Genomic DNA, 19,222 nt, shown 5'->3' on the forward strand with positions numbered 1-19,222 from the left:
TCAGCGCCTACGTATTCCGGACAGGACCGGTCGGTGTCGAGCAGTGCCGCGCGGTTTCGAACGGCCCGGTCAGTCGGCGTGGCAGCCGAGCAGCTCGGCCGTCGTCCCCTGGGAGGTCGTACGCAGGGTGACGACCTTGTCGATCCGCGTGGCGTCGCCGTCGAAGCGGAAGTCGGCCCGGCCCACCTCGGCGCCGTTCGCCGCCTGGGAGCGCAGCGTGCAGTAGCCGGAGGCGCCGGAGTCCTTGCGGACCTCCAGATGGACCTTCACCGCGTCCTTCGTCGCGTCGAACTCGATCACCTCGGCGCTGATCTTGTTCTGGCCGACGTAGTGGTAGCCGAAGTAGCCGACCAGCGCCAACAGGGCCACCCCGAGGGCGGCGCCGACGACCTTGAGCGTGCGGTCGGCGCGCGCGTCCGAGGAGCGGCCGTAGCGACCCTCGGGCAGCCGCGTGCTCGCCGTACTCATGATCGTCCTCCCGGCCGGGGCGGGACGGATGTCCCGAAACGGGGCTTGGGGGCCGTACCCCGGAATTATCCGCCCCCCGATTCGGTCACTATAGAAGCCGCCGATCGCACCGGTTCACACCGGGCGCCGACTACGAGGATTGAGTCTTGACTGACCAGCTGCGACTGATGGCCGTTCACGCCCACCCCGACGACGAGTCGAGCAAGGGCGCGGCCACCATGGCGAAGTACGTGTCCGAGGGGGTGGACGTGCTGGTGGTGACCTGCACGGGCGGGGAGCGCGGCTCCATCCTCAATCCCAAGCTGCAGGGCGACAAGTACATCGAGGAGCACATCCACGAGGTACGCAAGAAAGAGATGGACGAGGCGCGCGAGATCCTCGGGGTGAAGCAGGAGTGGCTCGGCTTCGTCGACTCCGGTCTGCCCGAGGGCGACCCGCTGCCGCCGCTGCCCGAGGGCTGCTTCGCCCTGGAGGACGTCGACAAGGCGGCCGGGGAGCTGGTGAAGCAGATCCGCTCGTTCCGCCCCCAGGTGATCACCACCTACGACGAGAACGGGGGCTACCCGCACCCCGACCACATCATGACCCACAAGATCTCGATGGTCGCCTTCGAGGGCGCGGCGGACACCGAGAAGTACCCGGAGTCGGAGTTCGGCCCCGCGTACCAGCCGCTGAAGCTCTACTACAACCAGGGCTTCAACCGCCCCCGCACCGAGGCGCTGCACCAGGCCATGCTCGACCGGGGCCTGGAGTCCCCCTACGGGGACTGGCTCAAGCGCTGGGACGAGTTCGGCATGAAGCAGCGCACGCTCACCACGCACGTCCCGTGCGGTGACTTCTACGAGATCCGCGACAAGGCCCTGATCGCGCACGCCACGCAGATCGACCCCGACGGCGGCTGGTTCCGCGTGCCGCTGGAGCTCCAGAAGGAGGTCTGGCCGACGGAGGAGTACGAGCTCGCGAAGTCCCTCGTCGATACCTCCCTCCCCGAGGACGACCTCTTTGCGGGCATCCGCGACAATGCCTGACATGAGCGCAAGCGCAAGCCTGGCAATGACGCACCTCGCGACCCTCGCCAAGGAGGTGGACGAGAACAAGGTCACCCCTGGCGTCCTCGGCTTCATCGTCTTCGCGGTGATGGCGATCGCCGTGTGGGGTCTGATGAAGTCCATGAACCGGCACATGGGCAAGGTCGACTTCGAGGAAGCCCCGGATCCGAAGGCAGAGTCCGGGGACGCGGCCGCGAAGGGCTGACGGCGACGCGACGCATCGACGGCATGATTCCGTGATGCCCTGTGGGCGTCACGGAATCATGCCGTATCGCGCGGACTGACCGGCCCGGGTTCACCGGCAGTGGTCGGCCAGGGACAGCAGCAGGTGGGCCGTCTCCGGCCGCAGATGATCCGAGTGGGCGCCGGCGGGGCCGGATCCCCGGACGAAGACGTCACTCGCGTCCACGCTGACGAACCGGTGGTCGAGGACGGTGAGCGGGTACGGCTCGCCGGGGGGCCGCATCCGGATCGCCGAGACCGGCGCCGGTGCCGTACCGATGCCGGCGTATCCGATTCCCGCCCGCCGTTCCGCCCGCAGATGCCAGAAGCCGGTGGCACGGTCGCGCTGCGAGTACGTCGCGACGACCGGGCCGCGCAGGGGAGCTTCGGCGAGGGCGGTGAAGGTGGCGGCGAAGGCGTCGCGCGGTGCCGCCATCTGGAGCAGCAGCATCGAGTCCACGGTGAAGGGCCGACCGTGCGGTTTCGGCGTACTCCACCCCAGGGTGAGCGGTTCCTCGTCCGCCGCCCACTGCACCGCCTCGCACAGGAGCCGGCAGCCGAAGGAGTGGCCGAGCAGGTGCAGGTACTGCCCCGCCCGGTTGGCGAGCACGGGCGGCGCGGCCGGGTCGGAACGCCGGGCGTCCAGGTAGCCGAGGAGGCGTCCGATGACGCGGGACGCGTGGCCGTCCCGGCTCATGGCGTGTGCCCGGTCCCGGATGCGGCGATAGCCGCCGAGGGAAGGCAGTGAACGGGAGGGCCAGCGGATCAGCACGGTCCAGGGGCGCCAGGGCCGCAAGCCCGGATACAGGGCCGATTGCCGCTCGTACTGGGTCGCTGTCAGGTCCAGCAGCCGCCGGACCGTGGCGAGCGCGGAGTCGGGTGCGGTCTGCCAGCCGTGGACGTAGACGAGCAGGTCGGTCGCCCAGGCCGGTGGGGACAGCCGCTCGGCGAAGTGGGTGGGGAGCCGCGGGGCGGGCACGGGGCGCGGGCCCGCCGATGTCTCCTCCAGAAGCCAGCCTGTGGGGTCCAGATCAACCACTGTCGGTGTCACAGGCCGCGCTCCAGACGGCTGTTCATCCCACAGTGCAGGGCGTAGGCGAGGCCCAGCGGGTTGCGGTGCTTGTCGGCGAAGTGCCGCGCCAGGTCGCGGGCGATCACCCCTGCGGTCTCCTCACCGGTCAGGTAGCGGGTCACGTACAGCAGCGCGTACTCGGCCGCGAAAACCTGCGGCATTTCGATCTGCGGCCCCAGCACTCCGGCGGCACCGACCTGGATGAGTGCTCCGCCCAGGTGCGCCAGTCCGGCGCTGCCCGGCACTCCGGCGTAGCAGGCGTTGAGCAGCACGAGCGGGTTGCGGGACAGCGGTGTGCCGGCGTCGGCACTGCAGCGGGCCAGCACGGTCTGTGCGTCGATGTCGCGTCCGTCGCTCAACTGCACCGCGAAGAAAGGGGAATCGGCGTCCTCGGTCTGGAACCACCCGTGGCACCAGAAGTACATGAACTGCTCGTCCACTTTCCCTGCCGCGATGTCGTTCACCAGGTCCTGGTGGGTACAGCGCTCCCGGTAGGTGGTGTTCCTGGCCAGGACGGCCGCGACCTCGGATGCCTTGGTCCACCCCGCGGCGTCGACTCTGGTGTCGTGGTTCAGACTCACGGACGGAGAGACCGGGGGAGGCGCGGGACTCTGAGTCGTCGGCAGTTCGGGGTAGTACCCGCCCGTCTGCTCGATCTGGTGGCGGTATCCGAGGAAGCGCCGGAAGACCGCGTCGAGGCCGCCATCGGGTGTCTCGTGCTCCGGCAGGCAGAGCAGCGGCCACGGCAGGAACAGCGTGTCGGAGTCGAAGCGGATGCGCAGGTCCTTGCGGCTCAGCAGGTCGGTCAGCACCCGCCGCACCTGTGAGGTGCGTTGGTCGGGGCCCGCGAGGAGGACCTTGAACAGAAGGTAGGCGCCCTGAGCGGCCAACTCCTCCAGCACCGGGAGCAGTTCGTCCTCGGGTTCGCCGGTGAGGTCGACCTGCGTGGCGTACGGGCGTTCGGGGCGCCCTCGGACGGGCAACCCCTCCGGGGTCAGCGGCTGAGCGTCGACGAACTCGGCCTTCCAGCGTCGGCGCAGGCGCGCGCCCTGCAGCTGTACGGTCCTCGGCCGCACGTCCAGGATCGCCGAGGGGTCACCGTACGGTGAGGTCTCTACTGCGGGCCCGTACAGGCGGATGAAGATCCGGTCCTGGCCGTACTCGTTGAGGGCGACGACCAGGTGAGGGGGCTGCGCGGTGGGTGGAGGGAAGTGGGTGAAGTCATGGCTGGGGTTCCGGACGACGCGGGTGCCGAGGTTGCGGGACATGTGATCACTCCCCTTCCGTGATCAGGGTGGAAGGGGCGGCGGGTGAGTTCCCGTCCGGCGCGTCGGCGACGTCTACCGTCGTTTCGACCCGCTGCAGGACCGTGCCCGTTGTTTTGTCGAGGACGGTGACGGAGATGCGGTGCGTTCCGGCCCGTTCTGCCCTGAAGACGACTTGGGCCGCGCCGTCGCCCCCCGAGCGGGAAGGCCTCAGCGAGACGCGGCCCGGCTCGATCTCCGCCGGTGTGAGCGGCGTTGCCACGGCGGTGAGTTCAGGACGGTCGGCGCCCGGCTGTGACCACGGGTGTCGCGGACCGGACCGGACTCGCAGCTCGATGCGTGCGTCAGTCCCGGGGGTGGGATCGTCGTCCAGCAGGGTCAGGAGGAGTTGGCAGGGGGAGAGGTGTGCGGGGAGCGGCACGGCTCCGGAGACGGAGATATCTGGGGACGAAGCCGACGCGGAGGTCGGGCTCGAGCCCACCGGCGAGCCCGAGCTCGTGGTCCGACCCGGGTATGAGCCTGAGGCTTCCGCTCGGCTGATCCTCTCCCGCACCCCCACCGCACCAGCGGTGCTCAGGGGCTCCGGCTCACGCTGTCTCTCCAAGCCGCGCTCCGACTCCGCCCACAGCTCGGCGAACTGGCTGACGCGGTCATCGACATGATCCTGGTCAGCCGTCAGCCAGGTGCGGTCCGGGATGGACTGGAAATCCAGCTTGGTCTCGTAGCACAGCTCCCCGTCGAAGACGATGAAGTCGTTCACCCGAGGGTTCGACGCCATCAGCGACCGCACCGCGATGCGCGACTCGATACCGCGCCGGCCTTGGCTCTCGACGAGCGCTCTGAGCTCCGGCGTGACCTCGTCCGGTTCCCGCACGACGAACAGGCGCCGGATCTCCACGCCCCGCCGTTTGATCGCCTTCTCCTGCGCGGCGAGATACCGCTCCGCGGGCCCGCTGTACCAGAAGTCCCGGTCCACGGAGGTGCTGACGGCGTCGAGGGTCATCTTGACGCAGTCGGTGAGGTCGATCAGCCACTCGTGGTTCTCGCCGGGGTCATCCGTGCTGCCGTTGCCGAGGCCCTCCATCATCTTGGCGAGGCGGCCCAGTTCCTTCTCGGCGAAGGCCTGCGCGATGTCGCCGCCCCGCTCACGGATCTTCGTATAGCCGAGGACCAGCCTGGTCACCTCGTCGGAGCGGAGCACCGAACCGTCGACCTGGCTGAAGAGCTCGGTCGCGGCGAGGAGCTCGTTGAAGCGCCGGTCGACCGTCTCGAACCGGTGCCCGATGGCCACGAGGTACTGCACGATCGTCACCGCGCTGCCGGTGACGACGGATGCCGTCCACGGCCACGCCCAGCTCGCGTCCTCGGTCAGAGCCGACGTCAGGAAAAACGTGGCCGTCGCCACCAACGCCGTGAGCAGCACCCTGAGAAGCACCGTCGGCGGGCGTTGCCGCTGGACCGGTGCCGTGCCGTGGAATTCCCCTGCCGTGCGTCCGTTCACGTCGGTCTCCCCGCCGCATACCTCGCCCACGCCGCTGCTTCGCGCATGCTCTGCGTCAGAGGTCCAAGTCCCCTCACCGAGGTGAAGCCGTGGCCGGCACTCCCATGACCTCTCGGGCATGCCGGTTCGGCACCATCCCCAACCGCCAAGCCTGCCAGCCGGCTTCCAGGTTCACACCCCGTTCCAGCAACAGCAGGTACGCCTCGACATAGTCGTCCAGCTTCCCGTCCCGCAGCGGATGCCCGCCGCGGGACAGCTGCGCCAGTTCCTCCTGCGCCACCGCCGTCCCGACCTCGACACCCCCGGGCGCCGCATACGGCAGCAGCGTGCACCGCAGGAACCGCGCCCAGTCCTCGCCCCGCCGGTCGCCGTACGACGCGAACAGGGTCACGGCGTCGTCGCACAGCGCCAGCGCCTGCGGCGTACGGGCGTTCCCCGCGTCCACGACGGCCAGTTCCAGGCACGTCCACGCCTCGCCGTGCGCGACGCCGATGCGCTGGAAGTTGGCGCGGGCGTCGACCAGGAGCTGGCGGGCGAAGCCGGAGTTCTTCAGGGAGCCGGTCTGGGCGGCTCGCTGGTCGCGGGTGACACGGGCCGAGTGATGGCGGGCGCAGGCCAGGCCGTAGACGTCCTGCATGCGGGAGAACATCGTGCGGGAGCGTTCCAGCTCGCGGACCGCCAGGTCCAGGTTGCCGGTCTCCTCCAGGGCCTGGCCCAGGTAGTAGACGGACCAGGCCTCGCCGCGCGCGTCCTCGTTGTCGCGGTGGCGGGCGGCCGCCTGGCGCAGGCCGTCCACCGCCGGGGACGGGTCGCCGGCGACCAGGCGGGCGCGGGCGAGCTGGGTGAGCGCCCAGGCCTCGCCGCGGGCGTCGCGGGTGCGGCCGTACAGATCGAGGGCTGTCCGCAGCTCGGATTCCGCGCGCGGTACGTCGCCCATGCGCAGGCTCAGCTGGCCCAGCTGGAAGTGGGCCCAGGCCTCGCCGTGGATCGACTCGCCGGCCCGGTGCAGGGACAGGGACTCGGTCAGCAGGTCCAGCGACTCAGGCACCCGGCCGCGGTCCCGCTCCACCGCCGCCAGGGCGTGCATCGTCCAGGCGCGGTCCGTCGCGAGCGCCGGGGCCGACTGCAGGTCCAGGGCCTCGCGGAGTTTCGTCGCCGCCTCGGTGAGGTGGCCCTGGTGGTGGAGCGTGATGCCGAGGGAGCACAGGGCCCGGGCCGCGCCCGCGTCGTGGTGGGCGTCCATGTAGAGCTCGACCACCGAGGTCAGGGTCGTGCGCGCCTTGTCCAGCTCGCCGAGCTGGCGGGCCGCGATGCCCGTGCGCCACTGCACCGAGCGGACCAGCAGTCCCTGGTCCACCGCCTGGGCCAGCTCGCTGATCTCGCCGAGGCGGTAGAGGTCGCCGCGCAGCAGGCAGTAGTCGCACAGGGCGCCGAGCAGGTTCAGCACCGCCGCCTGGTTCACGTCCTCCGCGTGCCGCAGCGCCGCCGTGATGAAGCTCGACTCGTCGTCCAGCCAGCGCAGCGCCTCGTCCAGGGACGTGAAGCCGTGCGGGCTGAACCGGTCCGAGCGGGTCGACATGTTGCCGTCGACCAGGCGCAGCACCGAGTCCGCGAGCTCCGCGTAGTTCACGATGAGCCGCTCCTGCGCCGCCGTACGCTCCGCCGGTTCCTCCTCGTCGAGGAGACGCGCCTGGGCGAAGGCGCGGACCAGGTCGTGCAGGCGGTAGCGGCTGCCGCGGACCTGGTCGATCAGGCCCGACCGGGACAGGGCCACCAGGTGGCGGGTCGCCTCCGCCTCGTCCGTGGCCAGGAGCTCCGCCGCCGCTGCCGCGCCCAGCGAGGCCCGGCCCGCCAGAGCGAGCCTGCGCAGCAGACGCCGCGCCGCCTCCGACTGGTCGGTGTAGCGCAGCCACAGCACCCGCTCCACCGGCTCGACCGGGCCGTACGCGCCCAGATCCGTCGCCAGCGTGCGCGGTGAGCGCGGGCCCAGCGAGGAGCCCGCGATGCGCAGCGCCAGCGGCAGCCCGCCGCACAACTGGCGTATCCGGTCGGCGGATTCGGCGTCGTACGGACCCGAGGCGTCCTGCGCCGCAGCGGTCAGCAGTTCCTCCGCGCCCGCCGCGTCCAGCGTCTCCACCGGCAGCCGGTGCACCCGGGCGGCGAGGTCCGCGGGCAGGTCGAGGGGCTCGCGGGCGGTGACCAGGACCAGGCTGTCGGACCGCTCGGGGACGAGGGTGCGGACCTGCTCCGGGTCCGAGGCGTCGTCCAGTACGACGGTGACCGGGAGGCCGGTGAGGTGCTGGTGGTAGAGCTCGCTGAGCCGCTTGACCTGCTGGTCGGCCGAGGAGCGCTCACGGAACAGGAGCTGCTCGCGCGGCGCGCCCAGGCGGTTCAGCAGGTGCAGCAGCGCCTCTCTCGTCGTCAGCGGCGCCTCCTCCGCGCTGTCGCCGCGCAGGTCCACCACGCACGCCCCGCGGAACTGGTCCTTCAGGTCGTGGGCCGCGCGGACCGCCAGTGCCGTACGGCCGCTGCCGGGTGCCCCGTGCAGGACGACGACCGTCGGCTTCGTCTCCGTGCTCGCCCGCGCCGCCTGCACCCACTGCCGGATACGGGCCATCTCCTGTCTGCGGCCCGCGAACGGGCCGGTCAGCTCCGGAAGCTGACCGAACGACTGCTCCAGCACGCTCCGCCCGCGGGCCGCCGCGCTCTTGTCCGCGCCCTTCAGCCGCGGCCCCGCCTTCTTCGGGCCGGTGGACGCGCTCAGCACCCGCTGCTGGTCGAGGAACGGACGGATGCCCCGTACCTCCAGCGCCGTCAGCCACTGCAGACGCAGCTGCTCCGGGCCGCCGGGCTGGCCGACGGCGCCCGCACGGTGGTGTGCGGCGGGCAGATGTGTGCCGGCCACCTTCACGACCGTCGCCGCCGCGCCCACCACCCCGACGGTGACGCCCGCCCCGACCGCTGTGCCCGCGCCGGTGCCGAGCGCTAGGTCGGACACGGCGGCCGCCACGGCGGCGACGCTCGCCACCATCAGCGGCGTACCGCCGCCGCCCTCCCGCGCGAACCGCTGCCCGAACGTCAGCCGGCCGGCCTCCGCCTCGTCGAGCGCGCGGGTGTACTGCTCGTACTCCTCGGCCGCCGTCTGCGCCATGGAGTCCAGTGCCCCGCGCGCCCGCGACAACAGCACCTGCCCGTCGGCGCGTCCGCCCGAGCGCCGCACCTCCTCCTCCACGGCCCGAGCCAACAGCCGCTCGGCATCCGCCCGATGGCTGTCCCGCATGTCACGTCCCCCTCCGGCGGCAACTCCATTGCCTACGAGTGTCCTTCGGGCGAGGCGATCGCGCGAGAGGGCGGCGATCATCTCTGGAAGGCGCAACGGGTGGCCGGCGGGAGTCATCGGGGCGAGCGCCGCACCGCCAGGAATATGCAGGCGCAGGCCAGTGCGGCCTCACCGACGGCACAGCCCAACGCCTGTGACAGGGCGGAGCCCGACGCGGCGGTGGTGATGTCGAACCAGGCGTCGAGCACCGCCACGGACGCCGTCGCGGACGCCGTCAGCCGGGCACGCGGATCGCCGCGCAGGCCCAGCAGGGCGGTGGCCGCACACCCCGCCGCCATCAGCACGTCGAGCCCGATCCACGCCAGCGACCAGTGCCGCACCTCCGTGGTGGCCGGCAGCGTCAGGCCGAGCACCACCATCCACGGCACCAGCAGCACCGCTGCCGCGGCCAGGAAGACCAGCGTCCACCTCTTCACCAGCACGGCCACCGCGGCCACCGCGGCGCCCAGCAGGAGCAGCGTCCACCCCAGCAGCAGCTTCCTGTACGGCTGCTGCTTCCGCTGCTGCTTCTCCACCGACGTCACTTCAAGCTCCCTCTTCTGCCGCCTCGCCTCCACGCTAGATCGCAGAGAAAGTTCTGCAAAGAAAACTCGGCAGACATCAGGGTCGGCTCAGGGTGGGCTCAGGGTTCCCGGGGTTACCGTGACCGCATGACCGACGGCCCGACCGAGAAGACCAGCGCCGAGCGTTCCGAGTTGACCAGCCTCGAACGCACCGCCCTGTACAAGTCCCTCGGCAACCCCCTGCGCCGCCGGATCCTCGACTACCTCGGCCGGCACGGCGAGGCGAACTCCACCGTGCTCGCGCGGGAACTCGGCGAGAGCTCCGGCACCACCAGCTACCACCTGCGCAAACTCGCCGAGCAGCGGCTCATCGAGGAGATCCCGGAGAAGTCGGGCGGGCGCGAGCGCTGGTGGCGGACGCTGCCGTTGAGTCACACCACACCGGACCCGGCCACGATGACCCCGGAGGAGTACGCGGCCGCCGAGCACCTGGCCCTGCTGAAGATCGACGTCGACACCGCGCTGTTCCGCCGTGCCCACCAGGAGTACCGGGGGCCGGAGGGCTGGGCCCAGGTGCAGCGGCACGGCACGTGGATGACACGGGACGAGTTCCTCGCCTTCATGCGGGAGTACCAGGAACTGCTCCGGCGTCACGGCCACTCCCGCGAGACCGCTCCCGACGGGGCGCGCCCGGTCAGCATGCGTTTCTACGCGGTGCCCGAGCCCGTGGGAGAGTGGAACAGTGAACCGACTGGCCCATGAGACGTCCCCGTATCTCCTCCAGCACGCCGACAACCCCGTCGACTGGTGGCCCTGGTCGACGGAGGCCTTCGACGAGGCCCGCAAGAACAGCAAACCCGTCCTGCTGAGCGTCGGGTACTCCAGCTGCCACTGGTGCCACGTCATGGCTCACGAGTCCTTCGAGGACCAGGCCACCGCTGACTTCCTCAACGAACACTTCGTCAGCATCAAGGTCGACCGCGAGGAACGCCCCGACGTCGACGCCGTCTACATGGAGGCCGTCCAGGCCGCCACCGGCCAGGGCGGCTGGCCCATGACCGTCTTCCTCACCCCCGACGCCGAGCCCTTCTACTTCGGCACCTACTTCCCGCCCGCCCCCCGCCACGGCATGCCGTCCTTCCGGCAGGTGCTGGAGGGTGTGCGCAGCGCCTGGGCCGACCGGCGGGACGAGGTCGCCGACGTCGCGGGGAAGATCGTGCGGGACCTCGCCGGGCGGGAGATCTCCTACGGCGGCACCGAGGCACCCGGCGAGCAGGAGCTGGCGCAGGCGCTGCTCGGGCTCACCCGGGAGTACGACGCGCAGAGGGGCGGGTTCGGAGGGGCGCCCAAGTTCCCGCCGTCCATGGTCATCGAGTTCCTGCTGCGGCACCACGCGCGGACCGGGGCCGAGGGTGCGCTGCAGATGGCGCAGGACACCTCCGAGCGGATGGCCCGGGGCGGTATCTACGACCAGCTCGGCGGCGGGTTCGCGCGCTATTCCGTCGACCGTGACTGGGTCGTGCCGCACTTCGAGAAGATGCTGTACGACAACGCCCTGCTGTGCCGGGTGTACGCCCACCTGTGGCGGGCCACGGGGTCGGAGCTCGCCCGGCGCGTGGCGCTGGAGACCGCCGACTTCATGGTCCGCGAACTGCGCACCGACGAGGGCGGGTTCGCCTCCGCGCTCGACGCCGACAGCGACGACGGCACCGGCAGGCACGTCGAGGGCGCGTACTACGTGTGGACCCCGCGGCAGCTGCGCGAGGTGCTCGGCGACGACGACGCCGAGCTCGCCGCCCGGCACTTCGGCGTCACCGAGGACGGCACCTTCGAGCACGGCTCCTCCGTCCTCCAGCTCCCGCAGCAGGACGGCCTGGCCGACGCCGAGAGGATCACCGGTATCCGGCAGCGGCTGCTGGCCGCCAGAAGCGAGCGCCCCGCCCCCGGCCGGGACGACAAGATCGTCGCCGCCTGGAACGGCCTCGCGATCGCCGCCCTCGCCGAGACCGGCGCGTACTTCGACCGCCCCGACCTCCTGGACGCCGCCCTCGGCGCCGCCGACCTCCTCGTACGGCTGCACCTCGACGACGCCGCCCGTCTCACCCGCACCAGCAAGGACGGCCAGGCCGGCGCCAACGCGGGCGTCCTGGAGGACTACGGCGACGTCGCCGAGGGCTTCCTCGCGCTCGCCTCCGTCACCGGCGAGGGCGTCTGGCTGGACTTCGCGGGGTTCCTGCTCGACCACGTCATCGCCCGTTTCGCCGACGAGGAGTCCGGCGCCCTCTACGACACCGCCGCCGACGCAGAGCAGCTGATCCGCCGTCCCCAGGACCCCACCGACAACGCCGCCCCCTCCGGCTGGAGCGCGGCGGCCGGCGCCCTGCTGAGCTACGCCGCCCAGACCGGCTCCGAGCCTCATCGGGCCGCCGCGGAGAAGGCGTTGGGCGTCGTCAAGGCCCTCGGCCCGCGCGTGCCCCGCTTCATCGGCTGGGGCCTCGCCGTCGCCGAGGCCAACCTGGACGGGCCGCGTGAGGTCGCGGTCGTGGGCCCGGCGATGGGCGACCCCGCCACAAAGGCCCTGCACCGCACGGCACTTCTGGGCACGGCCCCGGGTGCGGTCGTGGCCGTGGGCACTCCTGAGAGTGACGAGTTTCCGCTGCTCGTTGACCGGCCCCTGCAGCAGGGTCAACCCGCCGCTTACGTCTGCCGTAACTTCACCTGCGATGCACCGACCACCGATCCGGACCGGTTGCGGACCGCGCTGAGCAGCTGAAACAGCAGCGGGCACGGGGCAGTTACGCAGCCTGTGTTCGAATTGTTCACGCTCGGGGACCGTTGTGATGAAACGCGCTCTTCACTGAAACGGCCTGCGGACTTCACAGATCGCCCTTAATGTCTACACAGTTCCGCGACAGATGTGACTTGTTGTCGCGGCAGGGGGCATTGGGGATCTGGGGGGATCTGTTGCTGACGTCTGTCTTCATAGCCGTCGTCTCACTGGCCTTGTTCTGGATGGCGGCCTTCACCCTGTGGTGGCAGATGCACGCGTGGCGCACGCCCGAAGTGCTCGCCTCCACCCGGTTCAGCAGACCGGACGGCGGCGAGCACGTGTCGTTCTCGCTGCTGTTGCCGGCCCGGCACGAACAGGCCGTGCTGGACCACACCATCCAGCGGCTGCTGGAGTCGACCCACACCGACTTCGAGATCATCGTCATCGTCGGGCACGACGACCCGGAGACCACGGAGGTGGCGAACAAGGCCGCCGCGCGCGACCCGCGCGTCCGTGTCGTCGTCGACACCCACGAGAAGAAGAACAAACCGAAGGCCATGAACACGGCGCTGCCGCACTGCCGCGGCGACGTCGTCGGGGTCTTCGACGCCGAGGACCAGGTCCATCCCGAGCTCCTCGCCCATGTCGACCACGCCTTCCGCACGACGGAGGCGGATGTGGTCCAGGGCGGGGTCCAGCTCATCAACTTCCACTCCAGCTGGTACAGCCTGCGCAACTGCCTGGAGTACTTCTTCTGGTTCCGCTCCCGGCTGCACCTGCACGCCCAGAAGGGGTTCATCCCGCTCGGCGGCAACACCGTCTTCGTACGGACCGACGTGCTCAGGGCAGCCGACGGCTGGGACCCGAACTGCCTGGCCGAGGACTGCGACCTGGGGGTTCGCCTCTCCAGCGTCGGCAAGAAGGTCGTCGTCGCCTACGACTCCGACATGGTCACCAAGGAGGAGACGCCCGGCAGCCTGATGTCGCTGCTGAAGCAGCGCACCCGCTGGAACCAGGGCTTCCTTCAGGTCTACCGGAAGAAGGACTGGAAGCAACTGCCCACCTTCGGGCAGCGGTTGCTCGCCCGGTACACCCTCATGACGCCGTTCATGCAGGCCTTCACCGGGCTCGTCATCCCGCTCAACATCGCGATCGCCGTCTTCCTCGACGTGTCCGTGAGCGTCGCGTTCATCACCTTCCTGCCGGCCGTCACCGCGCTCGTCACCTTCGTCTTCGAAGTCGTCGGACTGCACGACTTCGGCAGGCAGTACGGGCTTCGCGTCCGCTTCGTCCACTACGTGAAGCTCATCGTGGGCGGCCCCTTCTACCAGGTGCTCCTCGCCGGGGCCGCCGTCCGCGCCGTATGGCGTGAGCAACGCGGCCGCAACGACTGGGAGCTGACCACCCACGTCGGCGCGCATCTCACCACCGCCGACGTGACCCGAGACCTCCGAGAGGACGTCCCTGCGTGACCTCCACCCTTCCCGCGGTGACCACTCCTCAGGTCCCCGCGCAGAGAGAAGCTGTCCCTGAAGCGCGTTCGACCGGCCGAACAGGCCCGGCGGGCCCGCCGAACCGCCTGCGCTCCTCCCGCCCCGACCTGGTCCTGTGCGGCGTACTCCTCGTCGCGATCCTCGTCGTGCAGGGCTGGAACATCGCCGACTACCCCACCCTCAGCGACGACGAGGGCACCTACCTCGCCCAGGCCTGGGCGGTCCAGGAGGGCCGGGGCCTGGCCCACTACACCTACTGGTACGACCATCCGCCCCTCGGCTGGATCCAGATAGCCCTGCTGACCTGGATACCGGCGGCCCTCAGCCCCGAGTCGATGACCGTCGGCACCATGCGCGCCGCGATGCTCGTCGTCAGCGCGGTCAGCGCGGTCCTCGTCTACGTCCTCGGGCGCCGGCTGTCCCTGCCGCGCTGGGCGGCCGGGCTCGGCATGGTCCTGTTCGGGCTGTCGCCGCTGTCGGTGGTCCTGCAGCGGGAGATCTTCCTCGACAACCTCGCGGTGATGTGGACGCTCCTCGCCTTCGCCCTGGCCGCCTCCCCGAGCCGCCACCTCTGGCACCACTTCGGCGCCGGGATCGCGGCCGCCACGGCCGTGCTGACCAAGGAGACGATGCTCTTCGTCCTCCCCGCGGTCTTCGTCACCATGTGGCGCCACAGCCACCGCGACACCCGCAAGTTCGCCCTGACCGGCGCGGTCACCGCCTGCGCCCTGATCGGCCTGTCCTACCCCCTGTTCGCCCTGCTGAAGGGCGAGCTGCTCCCGGGCAGCGGGCACGTCTCGCTCTGGGACGGCATCAAGTACCAGATGACCAGGCCCGGTTCGGGCTTCATCCTCGACCGGGGCTCCGGGTCGTACGGCGTCCTGCAGTCGTGGCTCTACTACGACCGCGTCCTCATCCTCGGCGGCCTCGCGGGCGGCCTGCTGCTCCTGGTCACCTGGCGCTGGTCGGTCACCGCCCGCGCCCTGGCCGGACCGTCGTGCGCGGTGGTGATCCTCGCCCTGGTGGCCATGCGCCCCAGCGGCTACCTGCCCGCCATGTACGTCATCCAGGCGCTGCCGTTCCTCGCCCTCGTCCTCGCCGGAGGAACCGCCTCCGTCGCCCACGCCGTCCTGCGGCGCCGGCGGTCCGAGGGCGAGCACCGGTACGTCACCGGCGGCCGGTACGCCCTCGCGGCCGTCCTCGCGATCGCCGCCGGCGCCTATGTCGTCCCGCGCTGGTACGACGGCGACCGCACCGCCGTCACCGCCGACGCCAACGCGCCCTACCAGGCCGCCTCCAAGTGGCTGTCCACCGAGGTGGACGACCCGCAGGACACCCGGGTGCTCGTCGACGACGCGCTGTGGCTGGACCTCGTGCACGCCGGGTACCGGCCCGGACTCGGCGTCATCTGGTTCTACAAGGCCGACCTCGACCCGGCCGTGACGAAGACGATGCCGCGCGGCTGGAAGGACCTCGACTACGTCGTCGCCTCCCCGACGGTACGGCGGGACGCGGCCGACCTGCCGAACGTCAAGGCGGCGATGGAGCACTCGAAGCCGGTCGCCGTCTTCGGCACCGGCGCGGACCGGATCGAGATCCGGAAGATCCAGACGGCCTCGGGAGGGGTTCGATGAGCCAGGAGTCCACCGTCCCCGGGGAACTCGGCGATCCGGCCGTACAGGCGGCCGAGATCCCCGAGCCCGGCGCGGTCACCATCGTCGTACCGACCTTCAACGAGTCCGCGAACGTACGGCAGTTGCTGCACCAGATCACCGAGTCGGTGCCGTCCCGGCTGCCCTGCGAGGTCGTCTTCGTGGACGACTCCACCGACGACACCCCGCAGGTCATCAAGGAGGCCGCGCAGGACTGCCCGTTCCCCGTCACCGTCATCCACCGCGACGAACCCGTCGGCGGGCTCGGCGGCGCGGTCGTCGAGGGCATGAAGGCGGCCGGGTCGGACTGGATCGTCGTCATGGACGGCGACTGCCAGCATCCGCCGTCCCTGGTCCCGGAGCTGGTCGCCACCGGCGAGCGCGCGAACGCCGGGCTCGTCGTCGCCTCCCGGTACATCAAGGGCGGCAGCCGCGCCGGGCTCGCCGGCAGCTACCGGGTGGCCGTGTCACGGGCGGCGACCTGGCTGACCAAGTCCCTCTTCCCGCGCAGGCTGCACGGCATCAGCGACCCGATGAGCGGCTTCTTCGCCATCCGCCGCAGCGACATCACCGCCCAGGCGCTCAAGCCGCTCGGCTACAAGATCCTTCTGGAGCTGGCGGTCCGCAGCCGCCCGCGCACGGTCACCGAGGTGCCGTTCGTCTTCCAGGAGCGGTTCGCTGGGGAGTCCAAGTCGACGGCGGCGGAGGGGCGCCGCTTCCTGCGCCACCTCGCCGGGCTGCGGACGGCCGACCCGCTGGCCCGGATGGTGGTGTTCGGGCTGATCGGGCTCACGGGCTTCGTGCCGAACCTGGCCGCGCTGTGGGCGATGACCCGGATGGGGCTGCACTACCTCCCCGCGGAGATCGTCGCCAACCAGTTCGGCGTGGCCTGGAATTTCCTGCTCATCGAGAAGCTGCTGTTCCGCGACCGCCGCCGGCACCGCCACTGGGCCGACCGCACCGTACGGTTCGCGCTGCTCGCCAACGCCGATCTGGTGCTGCGCATCCCGCTGATCGCGCTGCTGGTGGGGCAGTTCGGGCTGGCGGTGCTGCCCGCCACCGCGCTGGCCCTGGTCATCACGTTCGTCCTGCGCTTCGTCGGTACCGAGGCGCTGGTCTATCTGCCGCGCAGGAGCCGCACAGCAAGGAGTACTGCATGAGATCCCGCCGTACGCGATCCGGGAGGAGATCGGCCCTGTTGGCCGTCATGGGCCTCACGGGAGGCCTGCTCCTCACCTCCCCCCAGTCCGCCTCCGCCGCCAACCTCATCAAGAACCCCGGCTTCGAGACCGCCGGCAGCGGCGACATGCCGTACTGCTGGGAGAAGTCCGGCTGGGGCGACAACGACTTCACCTTCGAGACGACGAATGACGCCCACAGCGGGTCCAAGGCGATGAAGGTGTCGCTCACCCGCCGGGTCGACGGCGACCGCAAGGCGCTGATCACCGAGTCGGCGGACTGTGCGCCGGTGGTGACGGCGGGCAAGCAGTACGACCTCGGACTCTGGTACAAGACGACCACGCCGGACGCGAACATCACCCTGTTCCGGCACGACACGACCGCGGGCTGGCAGTACTGGACCGATCTCAAGACGCTGGAACTGCGGTCGAGTTGGGGTCAGGCCACGGTCCGCACCCCCGAGGTCCCGGCCGGCACCGACCGCATCACCTGGGGCGTCTCCGTCTACGGCACCGGTTCGGCGACCACCGACGACTACACCATGGAGCAGGTCGCCGATCCGGTCCCCGACCCGGTGTGCACGGGCACGGCGGAGCAGTGCGCCAACGGCAGGTGGGACGTGCTGCCCACCCGGAACCCGGTCCGCTCCATGCACTCCGTCGTCCTCAACAACGGCAAGGTGCTGCTGATCGCGGGCTCCGGCAACAGCGAGGAGCAGTTCAACGCGGGCACCTTCACCTCGGCCGTCTACAACCCCGCCACCGGTTCCTACAAGGTCATCCCGACCCCGAAGGACATGTTCTGCGCCGGGCACGTCCAGCTCCAGGACGGCCGGGTCCTGGTGATGAGCGGCAACAAGGCGTACCCGGTCGTGGGCGGCCACGGCTACGAGGGCTTCAAGGACTCGTACATCTTCGATCCGGTCACCGAGACCTACAGCAGGACCAACGACATGAACGACGGCCACTGGTACCCGTCGGCGACCGTCCTCGGCAACGGTGACGTCATCTCCTTCGGCGGGCTGCGCGAGGACTCCACCGGCTCGGTGACCGCCGAGCTGTTCTCCCAGGCCGAGCAGCAGTGGCTGCCGCTGTGGAAGGTCAACCAGACCTGGTCGTACTGGGGCCTTTACCCGTCGATGATCCTGATGCAGGACGGCCGCCTCTTCTACTCGGGCAGTCATGTCTTCGGCAACAACATCCCGGGCACCGGCAGCGCGATCTACGACTACGGGGCCAACACCGTCACCCAGGTGCCGGGCCTGCAGAACAAGGACCAGCGCGACCAGTCGGCGAGCGTGCTGCTGCCCCCGGCGCAGGACCAGAGGGTCCTCACCCTCGGCGGCGGCAACATCGAATCCAACCCGGAGGCGAACCGGCTGACCGACGTCATCGACCTCAAGCAGCCCAACCCGTCCTACGTGGCCGGCCCGCCGATCCCGCAGGGCACCGTCGACCTCGGCAACGGCCCGCAGCCGGAGACGGGCAACCAGGGCAAGATGTACGTCTCCGCGGTCCTGTTGCCCGACGGCAAGGTGCTGGAGACGGGCGGCGGTCTGCACAACCGGGCCAACCCCGTCCACGAGGCCTCGCTCTACGACCCGGACACCGGCACCTTCGACCCGGTGGCCGCCGACCCCGAGGCCCGCGGCTACCACTCCTCGGCGTTCCTGCTCCCCGACGGGCGCGTCATGGCGACCGGCGACAACCCGGGCAACGGCACCTGGAACCACAACGTGTCGATCTACACCCCGCCCTATCTCCTCAAGGGCACGCGTCCCACGATCACTTCGGTGATCGACACCGAGTGGACCTACGGCGACACCCAGCGCATCACCGTCGACCGGCCGGTCGCCAAGGCGGAGTTGATCCGCCCGGCCGCGGTGACCCACTCCTCCGACCCCAACCAGCGCTTCGTCGACCTGCCGCTGTCGGTGGACGGCAACAACGTCGATCTGAACGTGACGAGCAACCCCAACCTGGCCCCGCCCGGCTGGTACATGCTCTTCGCGGTCGACGCCAACGGCGTCCCGTCGATCGCCAAGTGGGTCCATCTGCAGGGCCCGCAGACCCTGTCCGCCACGGACGCCTCACCCCACGTCCACGCCTTCGCCGACGACCTCCAGGGCAAGGTCACGGGCCCGGGCAAGAAGCGCACCTCCCAGAAGGTCGCCCCGACCGTCTCCGGCTGCGACCGCCACTACGGCTCGATCAACGTGTGCGTGCCGACGGACTTCCCGAAGGGCGTGGCGAAGACCACGGCCGCGCGCTGCAGCTGGCTGAAGAAGAACGACTACGGCAGGCTCGAGGTCAACGGCAAGGACGACCCGCTGGGCCTCGACCCGAACAGGGACGGGCTCGCCTGCGGAAAGGCGGACCTCAGGCGCCGCTGAGGATCAGCAGGCCCAGCGCGAACTGAAGGACCCACTGCACCACCACGGCCCCGGCCCGGGCGGGCATCGCCCGGTGCCGGGGCCACACCAGTACCGCCACACCGACCGCGGCACAGGCGTAGAACAGGCCGTAGAGCAGGCTGCCCGGAATCTGCGAGCACTGCTCGCCGTACGTCAGGCAGCGGCTGCCGCGTTCACCGGCGAGCACGGCGAGCCACGCGAGGCCGACGGTCGGCAGGAGCAGCACGAGGCTGGTGACGGACAGACCGGTCAGAAGACGGGACGCGGACTGCTGCTGCGCTGTGTTCATGCCGCC

At 70.6% G+C, this 19,222-nt stretch carries 15 protein-coding genes; 8 read left to right on the top strand and 7 right to left on the bottom strand.

Features of this window, described 5'->3' with window-relative positions; translation table 11 throughout:
* Positions 1–69: 69 nt before the first annotated feature.
* Positions 70–468, bottom strand: a complete 399-nt coding sequence (locus ACIBU0_RS09305; RefSeq protein ID WP_398814106.1) for a DUF4307 domain-containing protein — start codon at positions 466–468, stop codon at positions 70–72.
* 167 nt (positions 469–635) lie between these two features.
* Between ACIBU0_RS09305 and mca the strand changes: the two genes are divergently transcribed.
* Positions 636–1,496, top strand: a complete 861-nt coding sequence (gene mca, locus ACIBU0_RS09310; protein ID WP_398815519.1) for a mycothiol conjugate amidase Mca — start codon at positions 636–638, stop codon at positions 1,494–1,496.
* Positions 1,489–1,722, top strand: a complete 234-nt coding sequence (locus tag ACIBU0_RS09315) for a hypothetical protein (protein WP_398814108.1) — start codon at positions 1,489–1,491, stop codon at positions 1,720–1,722. Before mca ends, ACIBU0_RS09315 begins: the two co-directional genes overlap by 8 nt.
* A 90-nt stretch (positions 1,723–1,812) precedes the next feature.
* Here the strand turns inward: ACIBU0_RS09315 and ACIBU0_RS09320 are convergent, their stop codons facing one another.
* The 5 genes from ACIBU0_RS09320 to ACIBU0_RS09340 form a co-directional block, all read right to left on the bottom strand.
* The gene (locus ACIBU0_RS09320; protein WP_398814111.1) at positions 1,813–2,790 is read right to left on the bottom strand and encodes a hypothetical protein; all 978 of its coding nucleotides are present in this window, start codon (positions 2,788–2,790) and stop codon (positions 1,813–1,815) included.
* The gene (locus ACIBU0_RS09325; RefSeq protein ID WP_398814114.1) at positions 2,787–4,079 is read right to left on the bottom strand and encodes a CHAT domain-containing protein; all 1,293 of its coding nucleotides are present in this window, start codon (positions 4,077–4,079) and stop codon (positions 2,787–2,789) included. Before ACIBU0_RS09325 ends, ACIBU0_RS09320 begins: the two co-directional genes overlap by 4 nt.
* 4 nt (positions 4,080–4,083) lie before the next feature.
* A complete protein-coding gene (locus tag ACIBU0_RS09330) occupies positions 4,084–5,577 on the bottom strand; it encodes a DUF6879 family protein (protein WP_398814117.1) in 1,494 nt (497 codons plus the stop codon).
* Between the two features lie 73 nt (positions 5,578–5,650).
* A complete protein-coding gene (locus ACIBU0_RS09335; RefSeq protein WP_398814120.1) occupies positions 5,651–8,857 on the bottom strand; it encodes a tetratricopeptide repeat protein in 3,207 nt (1,068 codons plus the stop codon).
* A gap of 113 nt (positions 8,858–8,970) precedes the next feature.
* A complete protein-coding gene (locus tag ACIBU0_RS09340; RefSeq protein WP_398814123.1) occupies positions 8,971–9,441 on the bottom strand; it encodes a hypothetical protein in 471 nt (156 codons plus the stop codon).
* 126 nt (positions 9,442–9,567) lie between these two features.
* Here ACIBU0_RS09340 and ACIBU0_RS09345 point away from each other — a divergent pair, with 126 nt between their 5' ends.
* From ACIBU0_RS09345 to ACIBU0_RS09370, 6 genes are all read left to right on the top strand, one after another.
* Positions 9,568–10,182, top strand: a complete 615-nt coding sequence (locus tag ACIBU0_RS09345) for an ArsR/SmtB family transcription factor (protein ID WP_398814125.1) — start codon at positions 9,568–9,570, stop codon at positions 10,180–10,182.
* The gene (locus tag ACIBU0_RS09350) at positions 10,163–12,193 is read left to right on the top strand and encodes a thioredoxin domain-containing protein (RefSeq protein WP_398814128.1); all 2,031 of its coding nucleotides are present in this window, start codon (positions 10,163–10,165) and stop codon (positions 12,191–12,193) included. Before ACIBU0_RS09345 ends, ACIBU0_RS09350 begins: the two co-directional genes overlap by 20 nt.
* Positions 12,194–12,384: 191 nt before the next feature.
* A complete protein-coding gene (locus ACIBU0_RS09355; RefSeq protein ID WP_398814131.1) occupies positions 12,385–13,662 on the top strand; it encodes a glycosyltransferase in 1,278 nt (425 codons plus the stop codon).
* Positions 13,659–15,317, top strand: a complete 1,659-nt coding sequence (locus ACIBU0_RS09360) for an ArnT family glycosyltransferase (protein WP_398814133.1) — start codon at positions 13,659–13,661, stop codon at positions 15,315–15,317. The genes ACIBU0_RS09355 and ACIBU0_RS09360 overlap by 4 nt, the downstream gene beginning before the upstream one ends.
* Positions 15,314–16,495: a glycosyltransferase gene (locus ACIBU0_RS09365; protein WP_398814135.1), complete on the top strand. Its 1,182-nt coding sequence runs from the start codon at positions 15,314–15,316 to the stop codon at positions 16,493–16,495. The genes ACIBU0_RS09360 and ACIBU0_RS09365 overlap by 4 nt, the downstream gene beginning before the upstream one ends.
* Entirely contained in the window at positions 16,492–18,906 is a 2,415-nt protein-coding gene (locus ACIBU0_RS09370) for a galactose oxidase-like domain-containing protein (protein WP_398814138.1), read from the top strand. The genes ACIBU0_RS09365 and ACIBU0_RS09370 overlap by 4 nt, the downstream gene beginning before the upstream one ends.
* Here the strand turns inward: ACIBU0_RS09370 and ACIBU0_RS09375 are convergent.
* Positions 18,893–19,216 carry a hypothetical protein gene (locus ACIBU0_RS09375; RefSeq protein WP_398814141.1) on the bottom strand — a complete coding sequence of 108 codons (324 nt, stop codon included), beginning with the start codon at positions 19,214–19,216 and terminating at the stop codon, positions 18,893–18,895. The two genes, ACIBU0_RS09370 and ACIBU0_RS09375, sit on opposite strands and share 14 nt — an antisense overlap.
* Between the last annotated feature and the right edge of the window lie 6 nt (positions 19,217–19,222).

Origin of the sequence: Streptomyces sp. NPDC049627, from assembly GCF_044465645.1 — a bacterium.
Classification (GTDB): Bacteria; Actinomycetota; Actinomycetes; order Streptomycetales; family Streptomycetaceae; genus Streptomyces.

Bases quoted from the DNA above. Each gene is read 5' to 3' on its own strand.
- mca (WP_398815519.1), top strand. From the start codon at position 636: ATGGCCGTTCACGCCCACCCCGACGACGAGTCGAGCAAGGGCGCGGCC.
- ACIBU0_RS09325 (WP_398814114.1), bottom strand. From the start codon at position 4,079: ATGTCCCGCAACCTCGGCACCCGCGTCGTCCGGAACCCCAGCCATGAC.
- ACIBU0_RS09335 (WP_398814120.1), bottom strand. From the start codon at position 8,857: ATGCGGGACAGCCATCGGGCGGATGCCGAGCGGCTGTTGGCTCGGGCC.
- ACIBU0_RS09315 (WP_398814108.1), top strand. From the start codon at position 1,489: ATGCCTGACATGAGCGCAAGCGCAAGCCTGGCAATGACGCACCTCGCG.
- ACIBU0_RS09305 (WP_398814106.1), bottom strand. From the start codon at position 468: ATGAGTACGGCGAGCACGCGGCTGCCCGAGGGTCGCTACGGCCGCTCC.
- ACIBU0_RS09365 (WP_398814135.1), top strand. From the start codon at position 15,314: ATGAGCCAGGAGTCCACCGTCCCCGGGGAACTCGGCGATCCGGCCGTA.
- ACIBU0_RS09370 (WP_398814138.1), top strand. From the start codon at position 16,492: ATGAGATCCCGCCGTACGCGATCCGGGAGGAGATCGGCCCTGTTGGCC.
- ACIBU0_RS09375 (WP_398814141.1), bottom strand. From the start codon at position 19,216: ATGAACACAGCGCAGCAGCAGTCCGCGTCCCGTCTTCTGACCGGTCTG.
- ACIBU0_RS09345 (WP_398814125.1), top strand. From the start codon at position 9,568: ATGACCGACGGCCCGACCGAGAAGACCAGCGCCGAGCGTTCCGAGTTG.